General features: G+C 59.5%; 27 protein-coding genes. All 27 read right to left on the bottom strand.

Features of this window, described 5'->3' with window-relative positions; translation table 11 throughout:
• Positions 1-72: 72 nt before the first annotated feature.
• The 27 genes from BT119_RS01535 to BT119_RS01405 all read right to left on the bottom strand — a co-directional run bounded on the left by BT119_RS01535 (position 73) and on the right by BT119_RS01405 (position 24257).
• Positions 73-390, bottom strand: a complete 318-nt coding sequence (locus BT119_RS01535; protein ID WP_072364593.1) for a hypothetical protein — start codon at positions 388-390, stop codon at positions 73-75.
• A gap of 5 nt (positions 391-395) precedes the next feature.
• Positions 396-1040: a hypothetical protein gene (locus BT119_RS01530; RefSeq protein WP_054089124.1), complete on the bottom strand. Its 645-nt coding sequence runs from the start codon at positions 1038-1040 to the stop codon at positions 396-398.
• A gap of 89 nt (positions 1041-1129) precedes the next feature.
• Positions 1130-1924, bottom strand: a complete 795-nt coding sequence (locus tag BT119_RS01525) for a DNA adenine methylase (RefSeq protein WP_020313290.1) — start codon at positions 1922-1924, stop codon at positions 1130-1132.
• A 180-nt stretch (positions 1925-2104) separates the two neighbouring features.
• Complete coding sequence (locus BT119_RS01520) at positions 2105-2650, bottom strand: glycoside hydrolase family 19 protein (protein WP_072364591.1); 546 nt, start codon at positions 2648-2650, stop codon at positions 2105-2107.
• A 35-nt stretch (positions 2651-2685) separates the two neighbouring features.
• Positions 2686-3726 carry a phage late control D family protein gene (locus tag BT119_RS01515; protein ID WP_072364590.1) on the bottom strand — a complete coding sequence of 347 codons (1041 nt, stop codon included), beginning with the start codon at positions 3724-3726 and terminating at the stop codon, positions 2686-2688.
• Between the two features lie 76 nt (positions 3727-3802).
• Complete coding sequence (locus tag BT119_RS01510; protein WP_054986234.1) at positions 3803-4009, bottom strand: tail protein X; 207 nt, start codon at positions 4007-4009, stop codon at positions 3803-3805.
• Entirely contained in the window at positions 3984-4829 is an 846-nt protein-coding gene (locus BT119_RS01505; protein ID WP_054986235.1) for a phage tail protein, read from the bottom strand. Before BT119_RS01505 ends, BT119_RS01510 begins: the two co-directional genes overlap by 26 nt.
• 9 nt (positions 4830-4838) lie before the next feature.
• Positions 4839-7823, bottom strand: coding sequence for a phage tail tape measure protein (locus tag BT119_RS01500; RefSeq protein ID WP_072364589.1), 2985 nt, complete (start codon positions 7821-7823; stop codon positions 4839-4841).
• Positions 7824-7962: 139 nt separating this feature from the next.
• Complete coding sequence (locus BT119_RS01495; protein WP_072364588.1) at positions 7963-8283, bottom strand: phage tail assembly protein; 321 nt, start codon at positions 8281-8283, stop codon at positions 7963-7965.
• Between the two features lie 9 nt (positions 8284-8292).
• Positions 8293-8796 carry a phage major tail tube protein gene (locus tag BT119_RS01490; RefSeq protein WP_175550541.1) on the bottom strand — a complete coding sequence of 168 codons (504 nt, stop codon included), beginning with the start codon at positions 8794-8796 and terminating at the stop codon, positions 8293-8295.
• Between the two features lie 13 nt (positions 8797-8809).
• Complete coding sequence (locus BT119_RS01485) at positions 8810-9982, bottom strand: phage tail sheath subtilisin-like domain-containing protein (protein WP_072364584.1); 1173 nt, start codon at positions 9980-9982, stop codon at positions 8810-8812.
• Positions 9983-10102: 120 nt separating this feature from the next.
• Positions 10103-10678 (bottom strand): DUF4376 domain-containing protein, encoded by a 576-nt coding sequence (locus tag BT119_RS01480; RefSeq protein WP_072364582.1) that lies wholly within the window; start codon positions 10676-10678, stop codon positions 10103-10105.
• Positions 10679-10681: 3 nt separating this feature from the next.
• Positions 10682-13807 carry a phage tail-collar fiber domain-containing protein gene (locus tag BT119_RS27665; RefSeq protein ID WP_072364580.1) on the bottom strand — a complete coding sequence of 1042 codons (3126 nt, stop codon included), beginning with the start codon at positions 13805-13807 and terminating at the stop codon, positions 10682-10684.
• A complete protein-coding gene (locus BT119_RS01470) occupies positions 13804-14409 on the bottom strand; it encodes a phage tail protein I (protein WP_072364578.1) in 606 nt (201 codons plus the stop codon). Before BT119_RS01470 ends, BT119_RS27665 begins: the two co-directional genes overlap by 4 nt.
• 1 nt (position 14410) lies before the next feature.
• A complete protein-coding gene (locus BT119_RS01465; RefSeq protein WP_072364576.1) occupies positions 14411-15292 on the bottom strand; it encodes a baseplate assembly protein in 882 nt (293 codons plus the stop codon).
• Positions 15289-15615 carry a GPW/gp25 family protein gene (locus BT119_RS01460; RefSeq protein WP_072364573.1) on the bottom strand — a complete coding sequence of 109 codons (327 nt, stop codon included), beginning with the start codon at positions 15613-15615 and terminating at the stop codon, positions 15289-15291. The genes BT119_RS01465 and BT119_RS01460 overlap by 4 nt, the downstream gene beginning before the upstream one ends.
• Before the next feature lie 5 nt (positions 15616-15620).
• Complete coding sequence (locus BT119_RS01455; protein WP_072364571.1) at positions 15621-15866, bottom strand: hypothetical protein; 246 nt, start codon at positions 15864-15866, stop codon at positions 15621-15623.
• Between the two features lie 55 nt (positions 15867-15921).
• The gene (locus BT119_RS01450; RefSeq protein WP_072364569.1) at positions 15922-16482 is read right to left on the bottom strand and encodes a phage baseplate assembly protein V; all 561 of its coding nucleotides are present in this window, start codon (positions 16480-16482) and stop codon (positions 15922-15924) included.
• Positions 16457-17008, bottom strand: coding sequence for a hypothetical protein (locus BT119_RS01445; protein WP_072364567.1), 552 nt, complete (start codon positions 17006-17008; stop codon positions 16457-16459). The genes BT119_RS01450 and BT119_RS01445 overlap by 26 nt, the downstream gene beginning before the upstream one ends.
• Complete coding sequence (locus tag BT119_RS01440; RefSeq protein ID WP_072364565.1) at positions 17001-17657, bottom strand: phage tail protein; 657 nt, start codon at positions 17655-17657, stop codon at positions 17001-17003. Before BT119_RS01440 ends, BT119_RS01445 begins: the two co-directional genes overlap by 8 nt.
• Positions 17654-17968, bottom strand: a complete 315-nt coding sequence (locus BT119_RS01435; RefSeq protein ID WP_003377406.1) for a head-tail joining protein — start codon at positions 17966-17968, stop codon at positions 17654-17656. The genes BT119_RS01440 and BT119_RS01435 overlap by 4 nt, the downstream gene beginning before the upstream one ends.
• A gap of 2 nt (positions 17969-17970) precedes the next feature.
• The gene (locus BT119_RS01430; protein WP_072364563.1) at positions 17971-18966 is read right to left on the bottom strand and encodes a major capsid protein; all 996 of its coding nucleotides are present in this window, start codon (positions 18964-18966) and stop codon (positions 17971-17973) included.
• A gap of 85 nt (positions 18967-19051) precedes the next feature.
• Positions 19052-19396: a head decoration protein gene (locus BT119_RS01425; protein WP_072364561.1), complete on the bottom strand. Its 345-nt coding sequence runs from the start codon at positions 19394-19396 to the stop codon at positions 19052-19054.
• Positions 19393-20544: a head maturation protease, ClpP-related gene (locus tag BT119_RS01420; protein ID WP_072364558.1), complete on the bottom strand. Its 1152-nt coding sequence runs from the start codon at positions 20542-20544 to the stop codon at positions 19393-19395. Before BT119_RS01420 ends, BT119_RS01425 begins: the two co-directional genes overlap by 4 nt.
• Positions 20541-22022 (bottom strand): phage portal protein, encoded by a 1482-nt coding sequence (locus BT119_RS01415; protein ID WP_072364554.1) that lies wholly within the window; start codon positions 22020-22022, stop codon positions 20541-20543. Before BT119_RS01415 ends, BT119_RS01420 begins: the two co-directional genes overlap by 4 nt.
• Positions 22019-22225 (bottom strand): phage head-tail joining protein, encoded by a 207-nt coding sequence (locus BT119_RS01410; protein WP_072364552.1) that lies wholly within the window; start codon positions 22223-22225, stop codon positions 22019-22021. The genes BT119_RS01415 and BT119_RS01410 overlap by 4 nt, the downstream gene beginning before the upstream one ends.
• Before the next feature lies 1 nt (position 22226).
• Entirely contained in the window at positions 22227-24257 is a 2031-nt protein-coding gene (locus BT119_RS01405; protein ID WP_072364550.1) for a phage terminase large subunit family protein, read from the bottom strand.

Below are 24257 nucleotides of genomic sequence, written 5' to 3'. Positions count from 1 at the left end.
CAAAAGCATTAGCGAATCAATGGCATTACTTAAACAAATAAAAGTCCGCCCAAAACTGGGCGGACTTTAGAATCACCTAAACAACAGCAAAGTAGCACCAAGCAGAACAACTGTAACTATTGCTTCTTTTCGAGAAAGTAAAAAGAAAATAGCTAACTGCACAACCACAGCTATAGCTGCGACTACGCCACGAAAAACCGCTCTGTCATTAGACTCATCTTGGATGGGGAAAGATAAATTATCAGGTGATGGAGCGAGATCGGGTGATGGCGCAAGCATACTAGGGTCCATCCAATCATATTCAGACCCCTGAAAAAGCACATACATCAGCAAACAGAAGAAATAAATGCCGTATAACAACACTCGTAGCAATACGCTTTTAGTTTTCATATTTATCACATCATAAGCTGATTGAGATGACGCCAGGAATTGACGATGAAATTACCATAACTCATATCTTTTTTTATCTCATCCAAAGACCAACTCGTTCCTCGATTATACCTAGCACCGATGATTCGTGCCTCCTCTATTCCAATGGTAGAAAAGTGATCATAATCAGCGAGCATACGTATGTGCTTTGCTGCAATATCAATGTTATAAACATCAATCTCAATACAGTTAGCCAAGCTTCGAAACTGACTGGAATCCATCTCATCGGGATTCATCCCTAACGTAATGGCTGCCGTTCGAAGCTGGATGCTGACCCAACCAAAACTGGTCTTGGCTGGGGGATTAGTCAGCACGCTTGACACATTACCCAAGCGGTCAAAAGTTCTGACTTCGAAGCCAATCCTATCCACAATATTTGGATCTCCACCAACTTCGATCCAACATACTCCTGCCAGCAACTCAATAGGAAGCGAATACTTGGCTGCCGCCGCCTTTATATATATTTTGTTATGAACCAGCCAAGCATCTTTAAATCTTCGCAAGTAGCCGGGACCACCGCCCCACCGCTCCGGCCATCCCTTCCAAATGATTACATCAAGCAGGGTCCAAGTGGGACTGTTGTTTGATTCGGGCGTGCAAAATTCGTCCATATGTTCATCCATGACCAGCTTGCAAAACCATACTCTAGCATTAACCTTTGCCGTAAGTGCAGTCACTAGTGGCCAGCCTCGGACAAAAATCAGAATAACCCCCCCAGCGCCGCAGGCTCCCAATTCATGATAATCAGCTCACCACTGACATCAGCCTTTCCCTGTCTCTGGTTGGCCGTGCTGTAGCGAATGTCGACCGTTTCAAAATGGAAGCCTTCAAACACCCGCCGTATGTCAGGGTGATCGTTGATGCTCACCATCACCTTCCCTTTGCACCGCCGCATGAATTCCGCCATGCGCTCATAGTTCTCAAACGGAAAATCCACACCGTATCCAGCCGTCTGCCAGTAAGGCGGATCCATGTAGTGGAATGTGTGGGGCCGGTCATAGCGCTCGGCACACTCGAGCCACGGCAGATTCTCCACATACGTACCGGACAAACGCTGCCAGGCCGCAGAAAGGTTCTCCTCGATCCGCAGCAGGTTGATGGCCGGGCCGGTCGTGGCAGTGCCAAACGTCTGCCCGCTGACCTTCCCTGCAAAGGCGTGGTGCTGCAGGTAGAAGAATCGGGCGGCGCGCTGGATATCGGTGAGGGTTTCGGGACGGGTCATCTTTTGCCACTCGAACACCTGGCGCGAGCTAAGTGCCCATTTGAACTGGCGGACGAATTCTTCGAGGTGATTTTGGACGACGCGATACAGCGTCACCAGATCACCGTTGATATCGTTCAAGACCTCAACGGGAGCTGCCTGGGGACGCATGAAGTAGAGGGCCGCACCGCCAGCGAACACTTCGACGTAGCATTCGTGAGGTGGGAAAAGCGGGATGAGACGGTCGGCCAGGCGGCGTTTGCCGCCCATCCAAGGGATGATGGGTGAGGACATAAAAAGCAAGACCTTTACTGTATAGATGAACAGGTGCTAGGCTCGCTCCGCTTTGTGCACGAAGCGAGAGCCTTGGCTGGACTTGCAGGGGTAATCTGCGGGAACAGTGACCAGCCGCGATGTTGACGCATCTCGACTGGTCGCTCTTTTTCTATCTGTTGCGTTATTTCTTCAGCTCAATCAAACCAGTATCTTCAGGGCACGCGCATAAAGCTCCTGGCGTTCGGCAAGGCCGTTTGTGCCACCATTGATCCGTTTGGTAATTGTCAGGAAGTCGCTTTTATCTGCGAAGGTATTGAGCCCAGCACGGTGCCAGAACCAAGCAGCTGACATGGCGGCATGCTCCGGAAGCTCGAGGAGTTCGGGTTGCTGTAGCAGATCCAGGCCCAGTGCCTCGCCGCACTCCGCGTAGTTCGCCCGCCCGGTAATTTGAATGAGCCCCCTGCCCCGATATAATTGACCGTCGCCGTCGTGCGCTGGCGTGTTGCCCAGGCGTTCGGCGAGCCGCCCGGTATCATACTTTTCGAGGTAGGCATCACTGCCCAATTCCCGCACATAGCGAAGCTGGCCAGACTCATGGCCCACCTGCGCCAAGAAGGCAGCGATACGCAGCTTCGTGACAATGGCGTACTTACTCATCGCAACGTTTAAGACAGGAACAAAAACGCCAGCTCGGGAGCTGGCGTTGGGGAGGATCTGCAGCAGGTGCTGCGCGGTAATCGACATTCAGATATCTCCTGAATAAAGGTGATGTGTGGTGGTCAGAGTTGAATGACCTTGACTGGTTTTTTCTCTTTCTTTTTACCTTTGGCTTTCGCCTTGCCCTTGTTCCCACCATTGCACTCGGCCGTGGTGGACCAGCCGGCCTGAGTAAATACCTGTTCCACTGAATCGGTCAGGTACTCGCCATCGAGGCCCACTTTGAAACCCTGCACGCTGATCATTCGCTCCGCGAAGAGGTCAGTACGCCCAACCATTTCAAGGCGGATGCCTGCAGTGCTGCGATTGAAAGCAGCAAGGCGCGCTTTGGCGGCCTGCTCCGCTGCAGTTTTGTTGGGGTAGATATGTCGGTCGGTATGAACAGGCGGGAGACCGTCTGGGGCCGCGTCGTTATTGAGGGTCACGATCTGGAGCTTCCCAGTTTTTTTGTCCTGATGCTTCGTCGACACAGCTTTGTGTGTCCAACGATCACCCAGCCTGAATTGCCATCGGCTGACGTCTTGGCGGGTGATAGCAAGAACGCCATACGCTTTCCCTGAGGCGCTGACACCCTCTTGCCTGGGTATGACGAGCAACTTTCCATTCGCGACCTTGGCAGTGCAGTCGTACTTTTTTGCCAGCCGCGTGATGAAGTGGTAATCCGACTCGTTGAGCTGGTCAGCCCGAGGGACCTTTGTCGCTACGTTGCAGGCTGGGGCCCAGCCATTGCGTGCGGCAATGTCGCTGACAATTTTCGACAACGGCACATCCTCCCAGCTACCGCTTCGCGTGGTCTTGCCGCTTCCACGCATATCGCTCGCTTTGCCCTTGATGACCATCGTGTCGGGAGGACCAGACACCTCGATCTCGTCAATGGTGTACAAGCCGATCTTGGTCAGCTTCTGACCTTCATAGCCCAGATACACCTCAACATCAGCACCCCTCGATGGCAACGCCACCGCGCCGTCGCGATCATCAATGCGCAGCTCAAACTCGTCTGAGTCCATGTCAGGCTTGTCAGTGGTGCGCAGCTGAATCAATCGGTCGTTGATGAGCGCCGTGATGTCGGTGCCGTCGGCAACGATCCGGAAAGTGGGTTTCATTCGGATACACCAAAAGAAAGCCCCGCATTCGACGGGGCTGGACAAAAGAAAAGGTTCGTTACGCGTAACGCCGGGATCAGCCCCAGAGCATCACGGTCTCGTCAGAGGATGCGGGAAGGTCAGGCAATGTGATGATCAGCCCCCCTCGGAAAGGCTGAACCTCATCGGCCAGGCCTTGATTGGCATCGAGCACGGCCTCTACAGAGCCATTCAGGTGGCCGTAATGGTTGAAACAGATGGTATCGAGAATATCCCCGTCAGACGTTCTGCATATCGTCGCCATAGCGTGTGAACTCCAGCGTGAACGCCTGCTTGCGGGGTATGCCGCCTTGCATCAGAGCGCTCTGATCTTCCTGAATTTTCTTCAAGCACCAGTTACCCAGCACTGCCCCATAGCCCGTGGTCAGGGCCAGAGGCACGCCCAGGCCCGCGATGCCGCGTAAGGTATCAAGCTGCGTAATGCCGCCCCTGAAATTTGGGAATACAGCCCCCTTGAGCGTTAGTGAATCTTCACCCATACCGATGTTCTGCTGTGCCGGACGACGCGTTAGACGCTCTTGCGACGCCCAGCGGAACTCACTGGAACGGCTCAGTTCGTCGAACGCAGCGGTGTCCAGATTGAAGTAGTACGGCTCGGCTTTCGCGCTCAGAGGCTGCAAGATCAGCAGGTGTTCAAACGGCTTGACCGCTTCGACAGCTGGGGTTTTCTGCGCGGCAAATGACGAACTGGGCACCACGTTGGCCAGCGCGGGACTGATACTGCCAGCGACTTTGTTGATGGCCGTTCCGGCTTTGGCTGCCTGCTCTTTGAGCACTCCCAGGCGCTCGTCAATCTGCGTTGCCGCCCTTGATGCACGACTGTACGTCGACACGACGGCCCCAACCTTTGCTTGTGCTGCGCTCACACCCCGCATCACCCGTTGAAGCTTGGCCCCGATGGCGGGACCCACGATAGGCAGCCCCTCAATCTCGGCGGTCGCACCACTGATTTCGCTGATCGCACCATTGACTGGCGAGAGCATGCCGTCCAGATCGCGCCGGCCTGTCTCGCCTGCAACCACCAGGTACTTCATACCTGACTGCAGCTGTTCCATGTAAGCCATGTATCCCCCTTACTCGACATGCGGAGCATCGAACAGATTAGAGCGTTGAGACTGCTGTGCCGAATCGCGCATAGCCCGCTGAATCATCGGTTCCAGATCACGCATCAGTTGTTGCGGATCTTTCACATCACCTTGAACGGTCAGTTGGATAGGCGCATGAATCGAAACCTGCTGTTCGTATTTGGGTGTCGGCATCTTGGGTGCCTCGGGCTTGATGACAATCGGCGCGGCAGGACTTGCTGTAGGCTTTTCCGTCATGGCCCGCCCTACATCTCCCATCAGCGGCCCGGTCGGAGCCTGCGCTGGCGCTGGCCCCCGAGCCATCAGCGGCACCCGGTCGTTATCGAACGTCTTGGCCGTCGCACCCAGCGTGGGCACTACTGGCCCAGGCATCGCGACCGGAACCGGAGGCGCTGCCAGCAACGACACCGGCTTGCTCTCTTTCTCAGGAGTGCCGAACAGCTCCTTGCCCAACAGCGCACCGATATCCCCGCCGCCCCAAGCCCCCAGAGCACCACCAATTGCCGACCCAATCGCGGTACCCACGACCGGCAGAATCATGGTGCCAATCGCCGCACCTGCTGCCGCACCACCCCAGCCGCCCAGCGCAGAGCCCGCAACCTCCGTAGCCCCTTCCAATTTCTTCTCGACAGGATCATCGGACTGGTACAGCTCGACGGCCTTCAAGCCTGCGCTAATGACCGCTTCGCCCGGCAGCACCTTCGCTTTTCCAGCCATCTTGCCCAGCAACGGCATGATGCCCCGCTCAGCAGCCGGTGGAAGCGGCGGCACGGGGATGTAAGGACGCGGGACCGGGCGAATCCGGGGGGCGTTCGCCGGACGCGGTGGTACTGGTCGAATGCGCGGCTCACCGGCCGGACGCGGTGGCACTACGGGTGGACGAGATGAAGAACCAGCACGACGACGCATACGGGCGGAACGGCGACTTCTGCGCGGTGTATCGCGCTGGCCCGACATGCCAGACCCGCCGCCTATCTCCGAGGCGTTGACCACAAACACGCGCTGCAAGCCATCCTCGTCACGAGAACCATTGGAACCACCTTCTGACTCGCCACCAGCCTCCAGCGCTTCCCGGTAGGCTTCAAGCGCCGTGAATCCGACGCCGAGCAGCCCTTTCGGCCGCTCGGCCTCACCGTCTTTACCGTTGACGTTTTTCGCCTCATCACCTTTGGCTTCATCCGGATTAGCCTTGTCGGCCAGTTTCTCTTTCGCCTTGGACGCAACTGTCAGGCCGACGCCCAGCAACGCGGCGACACGCGCCTTGCGACCCGATGCAGCAGCCCCAGGAGCTGCACTACCAGCACCGCCCGTGCCAACGCCTGCCGCTTTTGCGTTGGTCACAAAGACATGCTGGACCTTCCCAGCTCCGCCGCCGACCGACCCTATGGCAAGATTCATCAGGCCCTTGCCGATTTTGAATGCACCGAAGGCTGACTTTGCAATCAGCAGAGCCCCGATGGCACCCGTCAGTCCCATAGCCAGGTTCGGCATTTTGTCGCTGACGGTCGTGATGCCTTGGGCAACGGTCGTCAAACCCTGCGCCACGGCATCGGTCGCCGGTCTGATCGCATCGCCCACGCTGCGCATGACATCGTTGGCCGCCTGTGACAGCTCGGCCCACTTCTGTGACGAGCCTTCCCGACGCTCGGCCAGGTTCTTGTCGAGAATGCCGGACGCGTTGCGGGACTGCGATTTCAAATCGTTGTACAGCTGCTTGTTTTGCAGGTACGCGGTAAGCGCCGCCTTGACCTGCATGTCCGCAAAAATGTCGCCGGTTTTCAACGCCTGAGACAGCGACTCCATCATCGCCTTGGCCTTGGCCGGATCTGTTTCCTTGCTGATTTTGGCCGTGGCGGCCGCCATTGCTTCGGCCTTTTTCGGGTCCGTCTTCTGGATGTACTCCTGGGCCAACGCCATGCTGGATTCCAGCGTGGACATACCTTTCTGCAGGCCGGTTTGCATTGAGCCTTCGTAATCGATACCGGCCTTTTTGTAGGCATCTACCGTATCCGAAGCACCGATTTTACCCATCCAGTTTTTCAGGTTGTTGGCCGCCTCGTCAGAGCTGCCCGCCGTCTTCATCTGGACTTGCAGCATTGCACCGAGCTGCGTCACTGCGTCCATGCCGGTGATACCGATACTGCCCATGTTGGCCAACAGTTCGGGAAACCACTTTGCCATGTCGGAGGCTTCGAAGCTGCCCGCCTGCCCTTGGTAGGCGATGGCCTCCAGAGCCTGCTGCATTTCCTTGGCGTCGGTGATCTTGGCGTTTTGCCCCAGGGCGTTGATCATCTTCGCTGTGTCGGTCCCTTCGGAACCCTGACCGACCACGAATTTGGCAGCAACCGGCGCGTACTCAAGCGCCTTGCTCAGTTCCATACCGGCACCGACCAGCTGATTGACCACGTCAGCGACCTGATTACGCTCCATGCCGGTATCACGGGCGGTCGTGATGATGGTTCGTGACATCTCCGCTTCTTGCGGTTTGTTGGCAATGCCTGCCTTGATGGCAATGTCGCGAACAATCGCCCCGAAGTCCGCACTGATTTTCGTCGGGATCGCCAAGGCACCCGCCGCTACAACGGCTTGACCTACCGAGCTTTTGACGGTCTCCCGTCCCTCACTCATCTGCCGTCGGCCTTTGGCCTGCAACTCGGCAGAGCGGGCCGTGCGCCCCATTTCCTTGTAGGCCTTACTCAGCCGCCCGACCTCGACGCCCTGCGCTTTTAGGCTGTCGAGGTTTGAATTCAAACGTGACAGTAACGCGGTCGCACCTGCCTGGCCTGTTGCGTGGGCTTTACGCCACTCCTCACGCAGCTTGATCGTTTCGCCAATCGTGCTTTGCAGGACGCGGGCCTTGGCCCCCTTGTCGTCCAGCGCCTTGATACGGCTCTCAACGTCCTTGAAGGCCTTGCCGACGGTTGCGCTGACTGCGCCGCCGATGACAAGGCCCAGCTTTAAACTTTCACTCATAGACCACCCGAGGCATGGGAAGGGGGATCAATCCGTGATCCACCACAACAGTCGATTGAACGGCATTGCTTCAATCTCGGCAGCGGAAAACCCAGTCTCCGCTGCCAACTTGCGAGCCGCCTGTCTCATGGTCTCTGGATTACAATTCATCCTCTTCGACCAGGCGAAAATAACCTTCCTGTAAACGGCGGTAGTCGCGCTGAGTCATACGGTCCAGATCGTCCTTGCCCGCCTCAATCAGGCTGCAGAACAAGTGCAGTTCGTGAGCCTCGGCGCTGCCGTTGGCTGCGGCAGCCGCTGCACGGGTGTCCCTGACGCAGGGTGCTCGCATATTCACCTTGTTGACCTTGACGGAGTTGAGTTCCACCGGGTGCTTCAACGTGATGACCGCCCCCGAATCAGTCAGAACGATCCAGGACGGCAGAGGAGTGGTTTCGGTATTGCCGGTTACTTGAGTCATGTCTAATCCTTAAAGGCCGAGGGCGGCGCGTTCTGCTGCGAGTTGGTCCACGCCATCAATCACGCGCACCATGTTCACCATGTCAATCTCGTAAACGACACGGCCGTCGACTTCCAGCTTGTAGTAGGAGACGGCGAGGCTGTGCTTGATCTCCGCCACGGTGGCGGGCTTCCACTCGCCCGGATCGACTTCTTTCAGCATGCCGCGCAAGGTGGCCACCACCGGTGTGACAACGCCTTTCAGGCCCTTGAACGAGCCACGGAACGTGCCATTGAAGGCAGTCTGATCAGCCAGGCCGAAAAACTTCAGCGACTCGCGGCGCACGCCGTTGGTCGTGAAGCTGGCCTCCATCTTTTCCAGGCCCATGTCGATCTCGACCGGACCGGCCATGCCGCCGCCGCGGTACTCCTCGGTCTTGAGGGTCATCTTGGGAAGAGTCAGCCCCGGCACGTCACCGCTGAAATTGACACCGTCGACGAACAGGTTCGTGTTGGAGAGGGTTTGCGGAATCATGTACAGCGCTCCTTTAAGCGGCTTCGAGGACTTCGGTCAGCCACTGGTTGGTGACTTCAACGCGGAAATTCGGGTTTTCGGCAGGCGGCACGTCGGTGAAGCGGATGTTCCAGTACACCTTGCCCTGCTCCAGCTGGCTGGCCGTGTTCAACTCGGTGTCCGCATAGACCTCGAAATTGATAATCGCCCCTTGGTTTTTCAGGTCGCGCATGAAAGCTTGCAGGCCGTCCGTCACGTCCTTGACGTAGGTCTTGGTAATCGAGCGGTCGACCGCCCACTTGTGCCCTGCCTGAATGGCGTCCATGAGGATGTCGACCGTGCGGACCCGCGTTACGAACGCCCACTTCGCATCACTGGACAGCGTGCGGTTGCCCCACAAGCGATAGCCGTCGTCGCGGATGATCGTCGCGATATTGGCGTTGTTCAGCAGGTTGGCCCGGCACGTCGCGTCACCGGCCAGGTACTCGATGGGGCGGGTAGTGCCGGTGATGCCGACAAACTCTTTGTTCGACGGGGATGCCCAGAAACCGTATTCCGCGTCAGTCCAGGCAAAAAGGCCCGCGACCCATGCCGATGCCGGGGCATCAATGGTCTTACTGGCTACGGTGTCCCAATACTGGACACCCGGATCACACATGAAAATGCGCTTGCTGCCGAAGTTCTTCGCGTAGGCCTGAACCGCTTCATCGGTCGTACCCGGTCCATCGACAAGGGCAATGGCGCGCAACTTGGCAGCCAGACCGTCCATCGCGCTGGCCACGGCCAGCGTGGCAGAATGCTTGGGCGCGATTAGCAGTCGCGGCTGGGCATTGAACAGACTTTTTCCGTCGATCAGCGCCTGCAACCCCGTACGCTTGCCGGACACAAGCACACCGCCAATAACAGCGGAGGTCAGTTCCGCAGCAGTGGAACCGGCAGCAACGCCACACCCCACGATGACGGCCTTGGCCCGCGCAAAGATAGCCTGGCACGCCTTGGTAATCGGCGCATCTGCGCCCCAGGCCGCAATGGCTTCGCGCTCACTGGTGATCAGTTTCAGCTCGTTGACGGCTGCCAACTGGGCGACCTCAGGCGTGGTACTCGGGGTGAACACGTCGCACAGTCCGATGATCGAGGACGATGGCAGCGCAATGTTGCGCGCCCCGGTGTCCACGTTCGTCATGGTGATGCCGTGAAAGAAACTCATAGAGCCAATCTCCAGATATGAAAAAGCCCCGCATAGCGAGGCCCAAGGGAAAACAGAGCAGAAACGAAAACGCCCCAGGTTACGGGGCGTTCAGGGAGGCCAGCGACACAGCGCCGGTTCCTATTTAGTTGGCCAGCTCGATGACTGGACTTGCTCGACGATTACAGCCTGTCGAATGCGCTCCTCAAGCGCTGCTTTGCGCGTCAGCGCGGCATTGCGCGCATCCAACGAATCGTTACCCACCGCCTGCACTTGTGCAGCCGTGTGCATGCGGTAAGCGCCTGCGCCCTTTGCGTCGACGCACCAGACCGGTGTTTCCCAACTTTCGGCAGGAGCCGACAGCGAGGACAGCACAGCTGCCATCAAATTGGACTGATCAGTCGCTTGCGATGGATAAGTATGAGGCTCGCCCAGGGCGCTGCTCATAAAACCGCCGACGATGGCAGCGGCGCACGAGCTGCTAATCTCAACCAGCTTGCTGGCCTTGATCTGGTCCAGATTGACCGGCACAACGGGCATGGTGCTGCGTAGCAAATGGTTTTCATCCACCCAGCGAGGCTCATGTGCGTTGGCTTCCCACGCTTCTTGGGAGAGAGTCACCAACAGATCCGCGTCAGGCAGATTGCAATCCAGAGCCTCGGTATCAAACCAGCCGATCACCTCGCGGGTGATCGGGTCAAAGTATGCGTAACGCATCGATTAATACTCCAGAATCAGAATGCCAGGGAGTCCGGGACTCCCAGCGCCACCGTTAGCAGTGCTGCCTGCGGAGCCATACCCCGCACCACCGCCACCGCCGCCACCACCAAAACCACCCCCAGGGCGACCGACACCCCCACCACCCGCACCGGCGCGACCGCGACCACCGGCCGTACCGAACGGGCCAGGACCACCAGAGCCGCCGTCACCACCCAGGTACTGCCCACGGGAATCGGTTCCGTCTGATCCACCGCCAGCCCCCGAGCTGGCCGCATTACCACCTGCGCCGGTGGTAATGTCACCACCTGCCCCTCCGCCACCAGCAGCAAGCACCAGCAAGTTACCGAAACGCGTCACCCCTCCGGCTCCACCATTTTTTCCAGCCGTGCCGCTTGCCGCCGTCGCACCCGCCGCACCGCCCCCGCCGATAGTGATCGCGTAGACAGTTCCCGGCACCACGGTGATCGGCTCCGCAAGTACAAACTGACCGGCGTTTCCACCACCGCCCCCTCCCGATCCCGCCTGCGCGAGGCCGCCACCGCCGCCACCACCGCCACCGCCCGCGCACCCAGACACCCAGACCGTCGTGACGCCATCTGGGCAAGTCCAACTGCCGTTTGCGGTAAAGCGGATGATCGATTTCATCCGGCTCAGTTCCAACCGTAGAAACTCGGCGTTTATGATCTGTTTGGATGCATCGCCCGGCACAGGTGTGGGAGTGGTCGGAATCCCTGTAAGCGCCGGGCTGTCGACGCGGGCCAGCTGCATCATGGAGCAACGATTTACTGCCCAGTACGAAGTCCCGCTGGACGCGAGTTCGATCATTTCAAAAGGTGCGAGCACCATTGTCTGACTGCTTACGCCCGTGAGGATGTTTCCAGACGGGACGGTCAGCGTGATAGATGCGTTACCTGCGCTGTTTCGGAACAGGAACGTGGTGCCATCTGGCACGGTGGTCGCCGCTGGGAGCGCGATATTGGCATTGGGCGATGTGATGTTGAACCAGCACCCGTTTTGCGCTGGGCTAACCGAATAGGTGGCAGCCGACACGCCAACACCCACCCCGTTAAACTTCCGCGCCCAATTGCGCACAAAATCTTGCGTTACCAACTGATTGCCGGCCGAATTCGTTTCCGGCGTAGGGCCTTTCGGCGTGCCTTTGAAAACAGGCGAGTCCGCCGTTAACAACTCGGTGAACACCGGGCCGTTACCCCCCACCGCAGCGGATGCCGTCCAGGTTTTGCCGGTGGAGAAATCGGTGAAAATACCGCTGTAGCCGTTGGAGTTATCCCGACGACCCGTAATGCACCACATGCCATAACCCGGCGACCCACCGCCCGAATCCAGCGGGACCGTTACGCCATTAGCCTTGCTTGCGCCAACGTTGATATAGCCGCTCCAGCCGCCCGGCTTGGCCCAATCGCTGTTGGACGTAAGCACCAGCGCCACCGGCGCGAGCGTGCCGATGTTGTAGGTGCCGAGGACATTCCACAGCGCGGACATCGTGGCGATTCGGTTACTACTATCGACCACCGAAGGCGTGGGGGCCGTGGGTGTTCCGGTCAGCGCTGGCGAATCAGTCGGGGCAAACTCGCGCCAAGTGGTCCAGCCACCGGCCGCCTGCGTGCGCCAAAACAGACTTGGATAGCCGCCCGTCCCTGCCAGGGCCGCAAAAATCTGGAGTGCGCCGCCGTTGTTGTAACGTGCGCAAATCAAGGTCGCATTGGCTGTCGCCGGGATGTTTGCGCCGGTTGAAGCCATGCGGAACATCCCGCTTAACGGGGCGTCGTTTGCATCCAGCACGAGCGGTGCCGAATCAGTTCCGATGCCAAACAGCGCCAGTAAACCGCGTGTGAAACCGGTGGTTGAAATACTGGTGTCGTTGTCGGTCAGCGCAGGGGTTGGAGCCCTTGGATCACCGGTAAACACCGGGCTGGCAAGGGGAGCCCTTAACGCCAAGGCGTTCATCATCGTGGTCGAGAAATTGGCATCGTTGCCCAGCGCGGCGGCGATCTCATTGATCTGGTTCAACGTCTCCGGCGCAGCACCTACAAGCACCGTAAACAGCTGCTGAACAAACGCCGTCGTGGCGATCTGATCGGTGTTGGTCGCCGACGCGGGTGTCGGGGCTTTCGGTGTGCCGGTCAGCACCGGGCTCGCCAGATTCGCCTTGGCCGCCAGCGCGCTGTCGACCTGCGTTTTGGTGTAGACATCCGTCAGGCCATAGCCTGCAACGGTCGTCGGGTTGGTGGCCGCCACTACGCGACCGCATTTGTCCACGGTAACGCTACGATACGTGCCCGCCTCCACGCCCGTGCGGCCCCACGCCATCTCAAAGCTCAGGGCCGTGACACCCAACGAGATAGGCCCGTCCGTGACCAACTGCCAACCGCTGTCACCATTGACTGTCCCTTGCTCGACCTGCACCAGCAAACCCGGCGTCACGCGCAGGTCGGTGTCAGCATCAGCCGCCCGAGTCCAGGCACTGGCTGCCGTTACATAAATTCCGTTCTCACGCGCAGCCGTCTGCTTAGGGACTAGCACACGACGGCCCGCTGGCACCGTTACCCCGTCAATGGTCTGCAGGCCGCTCAACGCGATGTTGGCCGTGGCGGCCACCAGAACCGAATTTTTGAAGTCCTGCCGCGCCAGCTCACTGGTCACAAACTCGCGGGTTGCCAGCACCACGCTGGGGTCAATTTTCAGCTCGACGCTGGCCGAGTTGCTCACCATCAGGTTCATCCGCACGACCTGCGTACGGCCCGACCCCTGCGCCAGCAATGGCTTGAACGACGGCGCGCAGTTGGCAATAGCCACCAGATCGCCGTCCGAATCGTACAGGCCTATTTCGCGAATCCATTTACCGCCGACCTCGGCCGGGATGACCTGCTCAGCGATGATGATCGCCGGGTTGGCCGGGTCTTGGGTAAGCTGATTCAGGGGCGCTCGACGCCATTCGTTGATCAGCGATTTCTGTGTGGCATCCGGCTTTGGATCGGTTTCGTTGGCATCCCCGACACCCATCTGAGTGATCTTCCAGCCGATCCCCAAGGCGTCGGCGTTGGCCTGCTTGGCGACACCGATATTGGTCAGAATGGCGTAGAACTGCGAGTTTTGATCAATCATGAATACACATCCAGGGTGTCGATGGTTGTTTCACGTCCGCCACGCCCGATCACACCGGAAACAACAATGTCTCGCGGTTGCGGCGGGTAAACGTCGATGATGTCGCCCTCTTGCACAGAGGCGCTGAGGTAGGTACTGCCAGTGGTTTCAAGGCTGATGGCAAGGCCTATCAGATGACGGGAGACCGGCTTGGCGTCATCGATCAGCGACGTAAGCTCTTCGTACATCTGTTCGGTAATGCCGGTGTCCAGCACGCCTACTTTCAGCTGGAATGTGCCCGGCACCCCCAGCGGATTGAGCTGCCACCATTCCACGGTGTCGATCAGGTAGCCCAAAGGCTCGACCACGCGGCGCAGTGCGCCGATGGTGCCTTTGTGGGCATGCACGTAAAACGAAGCCTTGACGGCATTACGCTTGACCGGCTCCGACCACTTCTCGTCCCAGCGGTCCACCGACCATGACGAGGCCAGGTGCGGCAGCAACTCCACCGGGCAGGTGTCCGGGTTATAGAGCATGCGCAGCGGAACAGGCGTGGTATCGACTATCGCAGCCTCTATAGCCCGCTCTAGCTGCGTACTGTTGTTGGGCAGTAGACTTTTCATGTCAGTCACCCTTGGTCAGCGTGAAGCCCTTGCAATAAGCGGCCTGCGATTTCGTGGGTAGAATGTCCAACCAGTCGCCCAGATCCACGCGACGAACGCCTGCAATGTGCAGCTGTGCGTCGATGGCCGAGCGAGCCACCTCGACCCCCAAACGCCGCCGAGGATTGACCCAGGCCCTCAAGCGCGCTTCGCACTGCGCCAGAATGGTCTCGTTCTCCGAGCCAGTACCCACCATGTGCACCACCGCGTTGATGGTGTAAGGCAGGATTTCAGCGCTCTGCACTATCAACCGATCACCCAGCGGGCGAATGTCTTCGTCACTCAGGTACTCGCGCACCTCATCAAGCAATGACTGGGGTGCAATGCCGGTTTCATTTAAACCCAGCACGGTGACGACCACGGTCGCGGGCGATGGACTTTCAGCCGTAGCATCAGCGACCAGACCAGATGCGTTCCGGGCATGCAGGATGTAACTGTTGCGCGGCCCCGCCGTGGTCAGCCCCTCGTATACCAGTTGGATACGCTCGCGCAGCGCGTCGTCCTCCTCCTTCACCTCAGCGGTTGGGGGAAAGGTCGTCAGGTCTTCGGCTTGGATCACCAGGCGTTTGAGGTTGACGTTGAACGCCAGCTGGTCCAGGTCAGATTTACGAGCGTAAGCCAGCAGCAAGGCCTTGCACCCATCGTTGACACGGGCGCGATTGCCGAGCTTGTTGTAAGCACCCAGTTCAATCAGTTTCGTGACGGGATCGCTCTCAAGCGCGGCATCCCAGTTGTCTCCCATCCAGTCACGGAAAATGCCCAGTGCTTCCTCATAGGTGGTTTCAACGTCCAACGGTTCCAGCACTTGCGGCGCAGGCAGCGCCGACAGATCCACCGCACTCATGCTGTGACCTCCAACGTGAAGCTATCGCCCTGATACGTACCTTTCAAAGCGAACGTGACTTGCCCATCAATCACCGATATAGCGCGCACGGATTCGAGCTTGACCCGTGGTTCCCATCGCCCGATGGCGCGGCTGACCTCGGCTTGCACCGCACTGCGCCAACCGGCCGTGACCGGCAAATCAACGAACCGGGCCAGCTTGCTGCCGTACTCGGGACGGATTCTGCGACTGCCTTCTGGCGTGGTCAGAATGTCCACAATGGACTGGCGAAGGTGATCGAGGCCCGACAAAGGCAAGCCCGTCTCGCGGTCCATTCCGATCATCGTGGTTACTCCAGGGGCTCAAACTCTTCATGCGCTTTCAGGTAGGCCAGCGCGTCGGCATCGGAGGAATTCACCGAGGCAACGCCCTGTACCACGTCGACCAGACCGCCATTGGGCAGCACCACCGTTCGGGAAGTGAATACCGTGTCCCGGAAATCAATCTGTGCAGGTTCCGCTGCAGGCGAGGACGCACGCGGAGCCACGGTGATAACGAGATCCGTAGACGCCGGCTCGGTTTTGGTTTTGCTCATGCTTTTCTCCAGACGCAAAAAACCCGCATAGCGCGGGGATGGTCAAACGATGGGATCAATGCTTGTGGTGATTGCTGTTGCCCAGGGTGTCGAGGATCGTCCCCATACCTGTTACGTTGCCGGTGACCAGCAACGCCCCGTCGATTTTCACGTTGCCCGTGAGGTTGATCGAGGGCGATTCAACAGTCGCGGAATCATCCGTCACGACCACCGTCGAAGCGCCCACCTTAACCGTCACAGTGCCCGTAGGCAGGCTGATCGTGTAGGTATGGGCCTGCCAGTCGTAGACCAGAGACCCGCCATCGTCGAAGCGCCACACCTCTACGTGGTCACGGTTATCAGGCGGCGCACCTGCATTGCCGTAAAGGCCAGGAACAAATGTGCCTTGCGCAGGATCACCGCTGGGACTGATGAGGGCACCCTGCTCGCCGGATGTCGGGACTCGCCAATGGCGCGCCTTGCCCGCTGCCTGACTATGCCAACGCACCCAGGCACTGGTCCAGCCAGCGCCATCAGTCACGCGGACCATGGCGGCACCGAGATCAACGGCCTCTACACGGCAGGGAATGATGAGCGCCGCCAGCATTCGGTCATGTGCTGCGCTCGCGTAGCTCATTCAGCTCCTCCGCAGATCGATAGAACTCTTCATTACCAGACCCGATTTCAGGGCTGAAACCCCAGACCAAGCTGCCAGGCGGCTGATCGGGCCACGGCCACTCCTCGTCGCCCAGATAGATGCCCTGCGTCCACTCGATCAGCCAGACCGCGTACCCATCCAGCTCGGGACGGGACCAGTCCTGAGCGGCCCGGACAAACTCAGCTTCGTTGACAGGAAGGCCCCACGTCTGTCCGCGCAACAACACCGCCAATTGGGTCGCGGCAAATGCCGCTTGCTTCTGGCACTCCTCACGCTCTGAACCGACGATGACACGGGCTTCGAACCGTGCGACGAATGCGGACTCGCCGGTGCCTTGATCAATACCGGGCTCAAACTCAGATACTTCCAACAGCACTGCTGGCACGGCTATTTGTTGCAGCATGTCGGGCATGGTACCGACATACTCTAGCCCTGCAATTGCGTCGCGGATATGGTGCTCAATCGCTGCATAGAGCTGATCAAGGCTGAAAGCTTCGTCAGACACGGGCGGTTCCTCTCAGATACTTCTGCAGTTCGAAGTTGAATTCCTGCTTGAGGATCTCAATCAGACGTGCGTCGGCACGTTTGACCCACTCATCAAAATGCGGCCGCGCCCCTTCGAGCGAGACCTTGGCTTTGGCGAGTGGGAAGCGGCTGCCATTCTCTTCAATAAAACCCGTCCGGCGTTTCCCCTGACGGGTTTGCTCGTACTCGCTCGCATCAAAATGCTTGCTCGCCGTGCGTATCCATATGTCAGGACTGCCGCCATACACCGTCTTCAGAAACGCGCCTTGATACCGACGACCCGCGACCGTTACACCGGTACGGCTTTGCCGAGCCCGGCCGATTCGGCTGGCCGACATCGCGTCTAAACCCAGCCAAAGTTTTCCGCGCATCGCGCCAGCGGTGACCGGGTAAGCACGCAGACGCTGACGAACTGCCGTCACAGCGATTCGCTCTTGTCGGCCGACGGCCCTGGCGATATGCGTGCGCAACCACCTGAGCGTTTTGTTGATCGCACGCCGTTGCGCGGCCGCAGCAGCCTTTGGCACCGCTGCTGCGAAGTTCTTGAAGGCCTGCAAATCAGCTGTCGCTGGCTGCAGGGTGATCATGCCGTCACGGGCAGATTGCTTGTAGAAGCTGCCGACACTCATGGGTTAATCCTCAAGACCAGCGTGATCAGTCCATCGCCACCGGGCTCCATACGCACTAAGGTGTACAGCCCACCGCCGTCAGGTTTGGGTAGATCCACCCGCACCTGCTGTCTCTCATGTACGCCGTCAGAGTCTGCGACACGAATGACCAGGTGCGGCTCGCGCAAACCAGTGTTTATGCGCCCCAGCTTGGGTTGCAGCCAAGGTGCCGAGAACATGCCCGCCACCTCGCGCCCCTCGATGAACGCCGTGTCGCTCAGCAGATCGAACACGGCGTCATCAAGGGTTTCGATCAGCTCTCGAAACGCCATGGCTACAGCGTCAGGCGTATCTGCGCCCGAGGTCGGGTGCACAGGTGGAGCGGGTTGGACTGGGCTTCACCAGCTACGCCTTTGCCGAACGGCAGCGTCTCCAGCTTGCTGTAGTACGGGATGCCCTGCGTGTTGACGGTCTCCATGTAATCGGCCGGAGCGAAGGCCGAAATGTACAGGTCCGGCACACCCTCGGGCACCAGCAGCGCCTCGTCGTCATTCACGAAGGCGATACCGGCGACCTTGCCACGGTAGCGCTCCCAAACGATCCCACCGAACTCGAAACTTTCGCGGGCATCACCACGCAGCTCCGACGCCTGCGCCGAATTGAGGTAGGTCTCTTTGACCGATTTGTGAACAATGAGCTTGTTCCAGAAGTTCTTGCCGCAGAACGCTCGCGAGCCGGTGCTGGTTACGCTACCGAGTGCGTCCTCTTGCATGTCCAGCGCTTCGCCCGCTTTGACGCGCAACTCGGTACCTGCGTCGTTCAGCCCCATAGACAGGCTCTGACGCTTCACGCCAAAGGCTGCGTATATGTCCAAAAGCACGGTTTTGCCGTCAGCATCCAGCACCTGCCCATTGAGCGCACCCATGCGCTGAAACTCGTGGGTGGCGTCGAGCTGGCGGCGGGCACGGGCCAGCCGGGTGTTGATCACGTCCTGAACAGCCTGCAGTTCAGTGCGGGAACCGAATGCGCGAATCCCTTGAATCTCATCCGCCCGGATCGTGAAGCGCTCCGGCAGGTGAACAGTGTTGAACGGAATCATGTGACGCTTGGGGCTGGTGACGACAAGACCAGAGCTACCACGCTCACCGGCCGGGACCAGCGCCAGGGTGTCGCCGTCCTTTTCGATCTGCACAGTCAGGGTCGCGATGCCCTCTTCCTGGAACAGGCCGAGACCGCTGATGCGTCCCGGCAGGTAAGGTTGCTCGTTGATGGCAGCGGTAAGCGTGGCGACGCTGAATGCTTCGTCGTCGAAAATGGCGATATCGGCCATGGGGGTATTCTCCAGAAAAACGAAACCCCGCAAATGGCGGGGTCGGATAAACGAAATGAATCAGGGTTCGTGGCCGATAGATCGATCAGCGAAGGATGATGAACTGCTTGGCCAAGGCCTTCTCAGCGTCCAGATCCAGACCGGTCAGCAGCGTTTCGGCAACCTCGGCCAAGCGCACGACGGCGCGACCACGGCGAACGATGTCGGACTCAGGAAGCGGCGCGAAAAGGATCGCCGTGGCGATCTCGCTGCCGTCTTCGGCGGTCGGATCATAAGGGGCGAACTCACCCGATGCGGTGACCAATCCGAGCAGTTGGCCCGCATTCAGGGCCTCGCTGGCTGCCACGTTGATCGACTCTCGCGAAATGTTTCCGGCACCTTCGGAGAGAAGGAATTCACCGGCATGGATGGGCTCTATTTTGATGGTCATTGACGTGCTCCTGTAGAGGTCGTTTTCTTGCCACCCTGCGCCGCCCTGCGGGCCGCATAGATGTCGTGGTGATCGGGTTGTCTGGCTTGGATCTTGGCCGGTGGATCATCCTGCAGCGGCAGGCTGTTATCGATTTCAAAGCCTTTGCCGCTGCTGACCAGCTTCTCGAACAGACGCGCCTGCACGGCCTGCTTGTCCAGACCTGCGCTGACAAATTCGGCGGTCAGCTCCGGCAAACGAGCAGCCACGCACAGGTCGCGCACGCCCTTGGCCTGGGTGATAGCCGCTTGCACCGTTGCTTGATCGGCAAGCTTGGTGGATGCGATAAGCGGCTCGATCAGGTTGTTGATGCCCGCCGCGCCGCAGGCTTTCGTAATCATCAGCGCCAAGGCGGATGCATCAGCCGGTTCAGGATCAGTTGGCGGGTCAGTTGGTTCTGGTTCGGGCACGGGCTCAACAGCGTTGAGCTGATCCAGCAAGGCCTTTGGCGTCTGGCGGAACCGCTGTATGGCAGCACCCTGCCCCAGGCAGGCTTTGACCTCTACCCCAGCCCCGATCTCGTCGGCCAGGCCAAGCGCCAGTGCTTCCGGCGCGGTGAGCCAGGTTTCAGCGTTGACCATGCGCCGAAGCTCGACCTCGTCGATGTCCGGCGACTTGGCCTTGTACGCCGCGATGATGGCTTCCAGCGTCTGGTCCAGCACATCGGCGACCTTACGCAGGTCCTCGGCATCACCGGCTGTGTAGGTCCACGGGTTGTGGATCATCAACATGGCGTTGGACGCCATGACCATTCGGTGTGCGCCACACGCGGCGACACTCCCGGCACTGGCCGCCAACGCATCGATCCGCGCCGTGCAGCGCTCACCAAGCCGGTTCAGCGCATTGTGAATTGCCAGTCCGTCGAACAGATCGCCACCGATGGTGTTGAACGCCGCAACGATGGGCGACACACCGTCATCAATGGCCTTCAAGTCCTGAATGAACTGGTTGGCCGTGATGCCCCAACCGCCGATCTCACCGTAGATGTAGATCTCGATGGTGGTCTGATCGGCCTGGGTTTCGGCCTTGATGCGGTACCAGTTCTGGTCCTCGACCGCCAAGGCAACGGGGACCTTGTTGAAAATGCGAAACGGCAGCAGCGGCTTCATAGGTTCTCCTTCTCGTCGGGATCCTCATCGAACGCCGACAAGGTGCTGTAGTTGAGGCCCAGACCTCGGGCGCGAGCCGCGTCAGCGGCGTTTTCTTCGTCCACGATCTCGGCATCGGTGCCGGTACGCAGGCACATCTCGCTGCGCGAGGCCAGGCCCGCGTTGATTTCCATCGTTCTCGATTGCACGTCCTGCACCGGGTGGATGTAGGACCAGCCTTGCGGAACCCAGCGGGTGCGCAGGTATTCACGGCGGCGTGCCGCGTAGTCGTCCAGTTGCAAAGCACCCGACAACACTGCCATGTCCATCCATGCCGCCCGGACGGGACGACACAGTTGGTGGACATATACGCTGAACTGCAGCTGCTCCAGACGCCGACGAAACTCGTTGAGCACCACCCGGATGGTGCGGTCGTTGACGCCGCGCATGTCGCCGGTCATCAACTCATAGGGCAGCCCCGCACCGGCGGCTGCCGCCATCAGTTGCTGTCGCATGAAGTCGGGGTAGTTGTTGCCGCCATCGGGCGGTGTCGAGAACTCGACCTCCTCCCCCGGCAGCAGCTCCTGCATCGTGCCTGGCTCCAACGCGACCATCGGCGTGAAGCCATCGCCTCCGACCTTGATGGGCGCGCCCGTCAACGGGTCGAGCATCGGCGGACCGTCAGCAGACGGCTTGCGGATGAAGCCAGCGAACAGGTTGGCCACCTCCTGACGGAACAGGACGGCATCGTCGAAGTTGTCTAGGCTGCGCAGTCGTTTGAGCACTGGTGCAAGCCGAGGCACGCCCCGAAGCTGGCCGGGCTCTACCGGCTCAAAAATGTGCAGCATCTGGCTGGCCGGGATACGCACCAGCATGTTGTACCCGGCGTTGATCGAGGTCATGTCACTGGGGTGTGAGCGATAACACCAGTAGGCCACCCGCTTGCCGAATCCGTTGAATTCGATCCCGGCGCGAATGATGTTGCCGGTGCTGGTCACCTCAAACTTGTCATGAGGAACGAACTCGGGTGCCAGGCATTGCAACTGAAAGGGCACCGCCAGACCGTCTTCCATTCGCCTCGGGCGCAATCGGACAAAGCATTCACCCGACTGCTCGACCGTCCGGGCGATCAAGGCTTGCTGCCCGTAAAAGTCCGTCAGTTGATCGGCATCGGACTCATCCACCCAGTCCTCCCACGTCTCCTGAAAGATACGGCGCAATTCCTTGTCCGCGATCCTCGGCTGCGGGGTGATGCCAGTGCCGATCAGGTTACTGACCCGCCGATCAATCGCATTGGCCGCGTAAGGGTCGTTGCGCACTGCCGCCCGTGAGCGTGAGCGCAGGTTGCGCAACGCGGGCATGATCAGGCTGTTGACGCCTGTGTCAGGCGCATCCCAACTGGCAGATCGGCGACCGTCGGCAGCCCCTTCATAGCTGGCTTTGATGCGCTCGGGCACAAGAAAACCTGAGCGTGACAGCGTGGGGTAACGGTTGCTCACAGGCCTTTGCCCCCGTGGTATAGGCGGAAAACTCGCGAGCGTGGGCCGGCAGCATTGGTCAGGCTGGTGCGGATCAGATCACGAGCCTGGATCAGCTCATCAACCGAGCGGTACTCGACCGTCCGATCTGCGTAACGCACGATCTTTTCGCCACGCCCTATCGCTGCCTCGACGGCATCAAGGTGCTTCTGGGTGTAAGCCATATCAACGTCTCTTCAGATAGCCGCTGGTGGAAGCACGGCGTTGCGTGGGTTGCTGGGGTTGTGGAGTCGGACGATCTGGCGTTTGAATGGCAGCAGCCACAGGCTGGGGTCGAGGTTCGGGCCTCGGCTCAGGTTTGGGCTCGACACTCAGACGCTCTGCCACGGGGGCTTTTGCGTGACCGGTATCGTCGAACAGACCGGCTTGCGCCAAGGCATTTTTGAGCCTGGCCCAGTCGTGCTCACCGTAGCGATGTAGCCCCAGGTAATGCGCCATCGCGAGGCTGTACACCAGCAAGTCCAGCGCTTCATTGCGCTCAGCCTTGCCCTTCACCCACTCGATGCGCTTGAAGCCTTTGACGTAGCGAGTGACCTTGCGCTCAGCCACGCATTGGGCAAAGAAGTCATCGGGCAAATCTTTGGGGAAGTGCAACGCGCCCGGCCCGTTTTCCAGATGGTAGCGGTTGTAGATCCAGTCCTTTGCCGTGTCGGTGCCGACCATCCACAGCTCTGCACCGTTGCGCTCGGTCTGGCCTTTCCAAGTGACGTCCACCAGTGAAGGCCGTTGAGCGATAACCGGCTTGCCGGGTTTGCTTGCGCCTTTGATGGCGAAGACATTGCGCCAGCGTCGAACGCGACAGAACTGATACACCTCGTGAGTGTGGTGTCCACCGGAGTCGACGCCCGTTGCCAGGATCGCCAGGCTAACCCCGCAAGGGTGGCGGTAGCGCTCTTTGAGCTTTTCATCCAGCACCAGCCAGGTGCGATCATCAGCGGGATCGCCCATGATCACTTGGAAGTCAACGATCCATCGTTCCATGCCTTCGCCCCAGCCAACCACCATCATTTCCAGACGGTTGGCCTGCACGTCGACAGAGGCCGTGAGCGACAGAACACCGCCTGGCATAGAGCCTAGCACGTAGTTTTCCTGCAGGGCTCGGGCTTGCAGCACGGCTGCTTTGGTCTGCTCCTGAGCGCTGTCCCAGACCTTGGCAAGACGGGTGTTGTAAAACACCTGCATCGGTTCAAGGTCGCCGCGATCCTGGGCCTTTTTGGCCTTCTCATATTGCTTGGCGAGCGTGACCCAACTCGTCCAACCGAGTGGTGCATACAGCGCATTGAGGTGGAAACCTACCGTCTCGCCATCGCCCTGGGCATGTGAGCGCCATTCGCCACGGGCGAGCATGTCACCCTTGTGAAACTCCTCGATCAGGACGTCGCAGTCCGGACCGGCGCACTGGTAATGCACGGTGGTGAAGTCCGGCGAGTAAAGCAGACGTTCCCACTCCAGCGTTTGCATGTGCCCACATGTTGGGCATGGCACGTAGTAGTAGCGCTGGTCGCTGGTCGAGAAGAGGTCATCGATTCGCGAAGCGCCTTTGATGGTCGGCGAGCTGGAGAAATAGAACTTGGCGTTACGCCCGAAGGTACTCCCCCGAGTTTCGGCCAGCTCTATTGGGTCACCCTCGTCATCGACATCCACGTCCCAACGATCCACTTCATCGCCGTAGACAAACCGCGCCGACAGCTCGGCAAGGTTGGCCGCAGAACCAGCGGTGGTAGCGAACAGCGCTCCCCCTTCGAACTCTTTGGTGTCCATCGTGTTGCGGGCGTCCCGCGAGCGCGGCGAAGCCACACGTTCACGCAGTACCGGAGTCGCAGTGATGGTCTTGCTGATCCGCGCAGAGACACGCTTTGCCAGGCTCAGGCTGGGCAGCAGTGTCAGGATGTTCGACGGCGACATGTGGATCAGTGCGCCGATCCAGTTCAAGGCGATCTGGGTTTTCATCAGCTGCGACGCCACCATGGTGACCACACGCTTGCAGGGGTGAGCTGGTGACAGGCAGCGCATGGGCTCGCGGGCATAAGGTGTGCGGGCCGTTCGGTATTGGCCGGGCTCTGCGGCACCGGTATCACGCGGGATACGCATGTACTCATCGGCCCACTCATCGACCCAGAGTTCGGGGTCGGGCTCAAGCCCACGGCAATACGCTTCGCGGTACACCTCGGCACCGTCTGCGTATCCAGTGGGCAT

It is taken from the genome of Pseudomonas sp. NFACC10-1 (assembly GCF_900119195.1).
GTDB classification, from domain to species: Bacteria; Pseudomonadota; Gammaproteobacteria; order Pseudomonadales; family Pseudomonadaceae; genus Aquipseudomonas; species Aquipseudomonas cerasi.
This window is presented reverse-complemented; position numbering and strand designations above follow the sequence as displayed.

Bases quoted from the DNA above. Each gene is read 5' to 3' on its own strand.
- BT119_RS01430 (WP_072364563.1), bottom strand. From the start codon at position 18,966: ATGGCCGATATCGCCATTTTCGACGACGAAGCATTCAGCGTCGCCACG.
- BT119_RS01525 (WP_020313290.1), bottom strand. From the start codon at position 1,924: ATGTCCTCACCCATCATCCCTTGGATGGGCGGCAAACGCCGCCTGGCC.
- BT119_RS01480 (WP_072364582.1), bottom strand. From the start codon at position 10,678: ATGCGTTACGCATACTTTGACCCGATCACCCGCGAGGTGATCGGCTGG.
- BT119_RS01495 (WP_072364588.1), bottom strand. From the start codon at position 8,283: ATGACTCAAGTAACCGGCAATACCGAAACCACTCCTCTGCCGTCCTGG.
- BT119_RS01470 (WP_072364578.1), bottom strand. From the start codon at position 14,409: ATGAAAAGTCTACTGCCCAACAACAGTACGCAGCTAGAGCGGGCTATA.
- BT119_RS01455 (WP_072364571.1), bottom strand. From the start codon at position 15,866: ATGAGCAAAACCAAAACCGAGCCGGCGTCTACGGATCTCGTTATCACC.
- BT119_RS01460 (WP_072364573.1), bottom strand. From the start codon at position 15,615: ATGATCGGAATGGACCGCGAGACGGGCTTGCCTTTGTCGGGCCTCGAT.
- BT119_RS01510 (WP_054986234.1), bottom strand. From the start codon at position 4,009: ATGGCGACGATATGCAGAACGTCTGACGGGGATATTCTCGATACCATC.
- BT119_RS01465 (WP_072364576.1), bottom strand. From the start codon at position 15,292: ATGAGTGCGGTGGATCTGTCGGCGCTGCCTGCGCCGCAAGTGCTGGAA.
- BT119_RS01425 (WP_072364561.1), bottom strand. From the start codon at position 19,396: ATGACCATCAAAATAGAGCCCATCCATGCCGGTGAATTCCTTCTCTCC.
- BT119_RS27665 (WP_072364580.1), bottom strand. From the start codon at position 13,807: ATGATTGATCAAAACTCGCAGTTCTACGCCATTCTGACCAATATCGGT.
- BT119_RS01490 (WP_175550541.1), bottom strand. From the start codon at position 8,796: ATGATTCCGCAAACCCTCTCCAACACGAACCTGTTCGTCGACGGTGTC.
- BT119_RS01420 (WP_072364558.1), bottom strand. From the start codon at position 20,544: ATGAAGCCGCTGCTGCCGTTTCGCATTTTCAACAAGGTCCCCGTTGCC.
- BT119_RS01440 (WP_072364565.1), bottom strand. From the start codon at position 17,657: ATGAGTGTCGGCAGCTTCTACAAGCAATCTGCCCGTGACGGCATGATC.
- BT119_RS01410 (WP_072364552.1), bottom strand. From the start codon at position 22,225: ATGGCTTACACCCAGAAGCACCTTGATGCCGTCGAGGCAGCGATAGGG.
- BT119_RS01405 (WP_072364550.1), bottom strand. From the start codon at position 24,257: ATGCCCACTGGATACGCAGACGGTGCCGAGGTGTACCGCGAAGCGTAT.
- BT119_RS01500 (WP_072364589.1), bottom strand. From the start codon at position 7,823: ATGAGTGAAAGTTTAAAGCTGGGCCTTGTCATCGGCGGCGCAGTCAGC.
- BT119_RS01450 (WP_072364569.1), bottom strand. From the start codon at position 16,482: ATGAGCTACGCGAGCGCAGCACATGACCGAATGCTGGCGGCGCTCATC.
- BT119_RS01485 (WP_072364584.1), bottom strand. From the start codon at position 9,982: ATGAGTTTCTTTCACGGCATCACCATGACGAACGTGGACACCGGGGCG.
- BT119_RS01530 (WP_054089124.1), bottom strand. From the start codon at position 1,040: ATGGACGAATTTTGCACGCCCGAATCAAACAACAGTCCCACTTGGACC.
- BT119_RS01535 (WP_072364593.1), bottom strand. From the start codon at position 390: ATGAAAACTAAAAGCGTATTGCTACGAGTGTTGTTATACGGCATTTAT.
- BT119_RS01505 (WP_054986235.1), bottom strand. From the start codon at position 4,829: ATGGCTTACATGGAACAGCTGCAGTCAGGTATGAAGTACCTGGTGGTT.
- BT119_RS01515 (WP_072364590.1), bottom strand. From the start codon at position 3,726: ATGAAACCCACTTTCCGGATCGTTGCCGACGGCACCGACATCACGGCG.
- BT119_RS01520 (WP_072364591.1), bottom strand. From the start codon at position 2,650: ATGTCGATTACCGCGCAGCACCTGCTGCAGATCCTCCCCAACGCCAGC.
- BT119_RS01435 (WP_003377406.1), bottom strand. From the start codon at position 17,968: ATGGCGTTTCGAGAGCTGATCGAAACCCTTGATGACGCCGTGTTCGAT.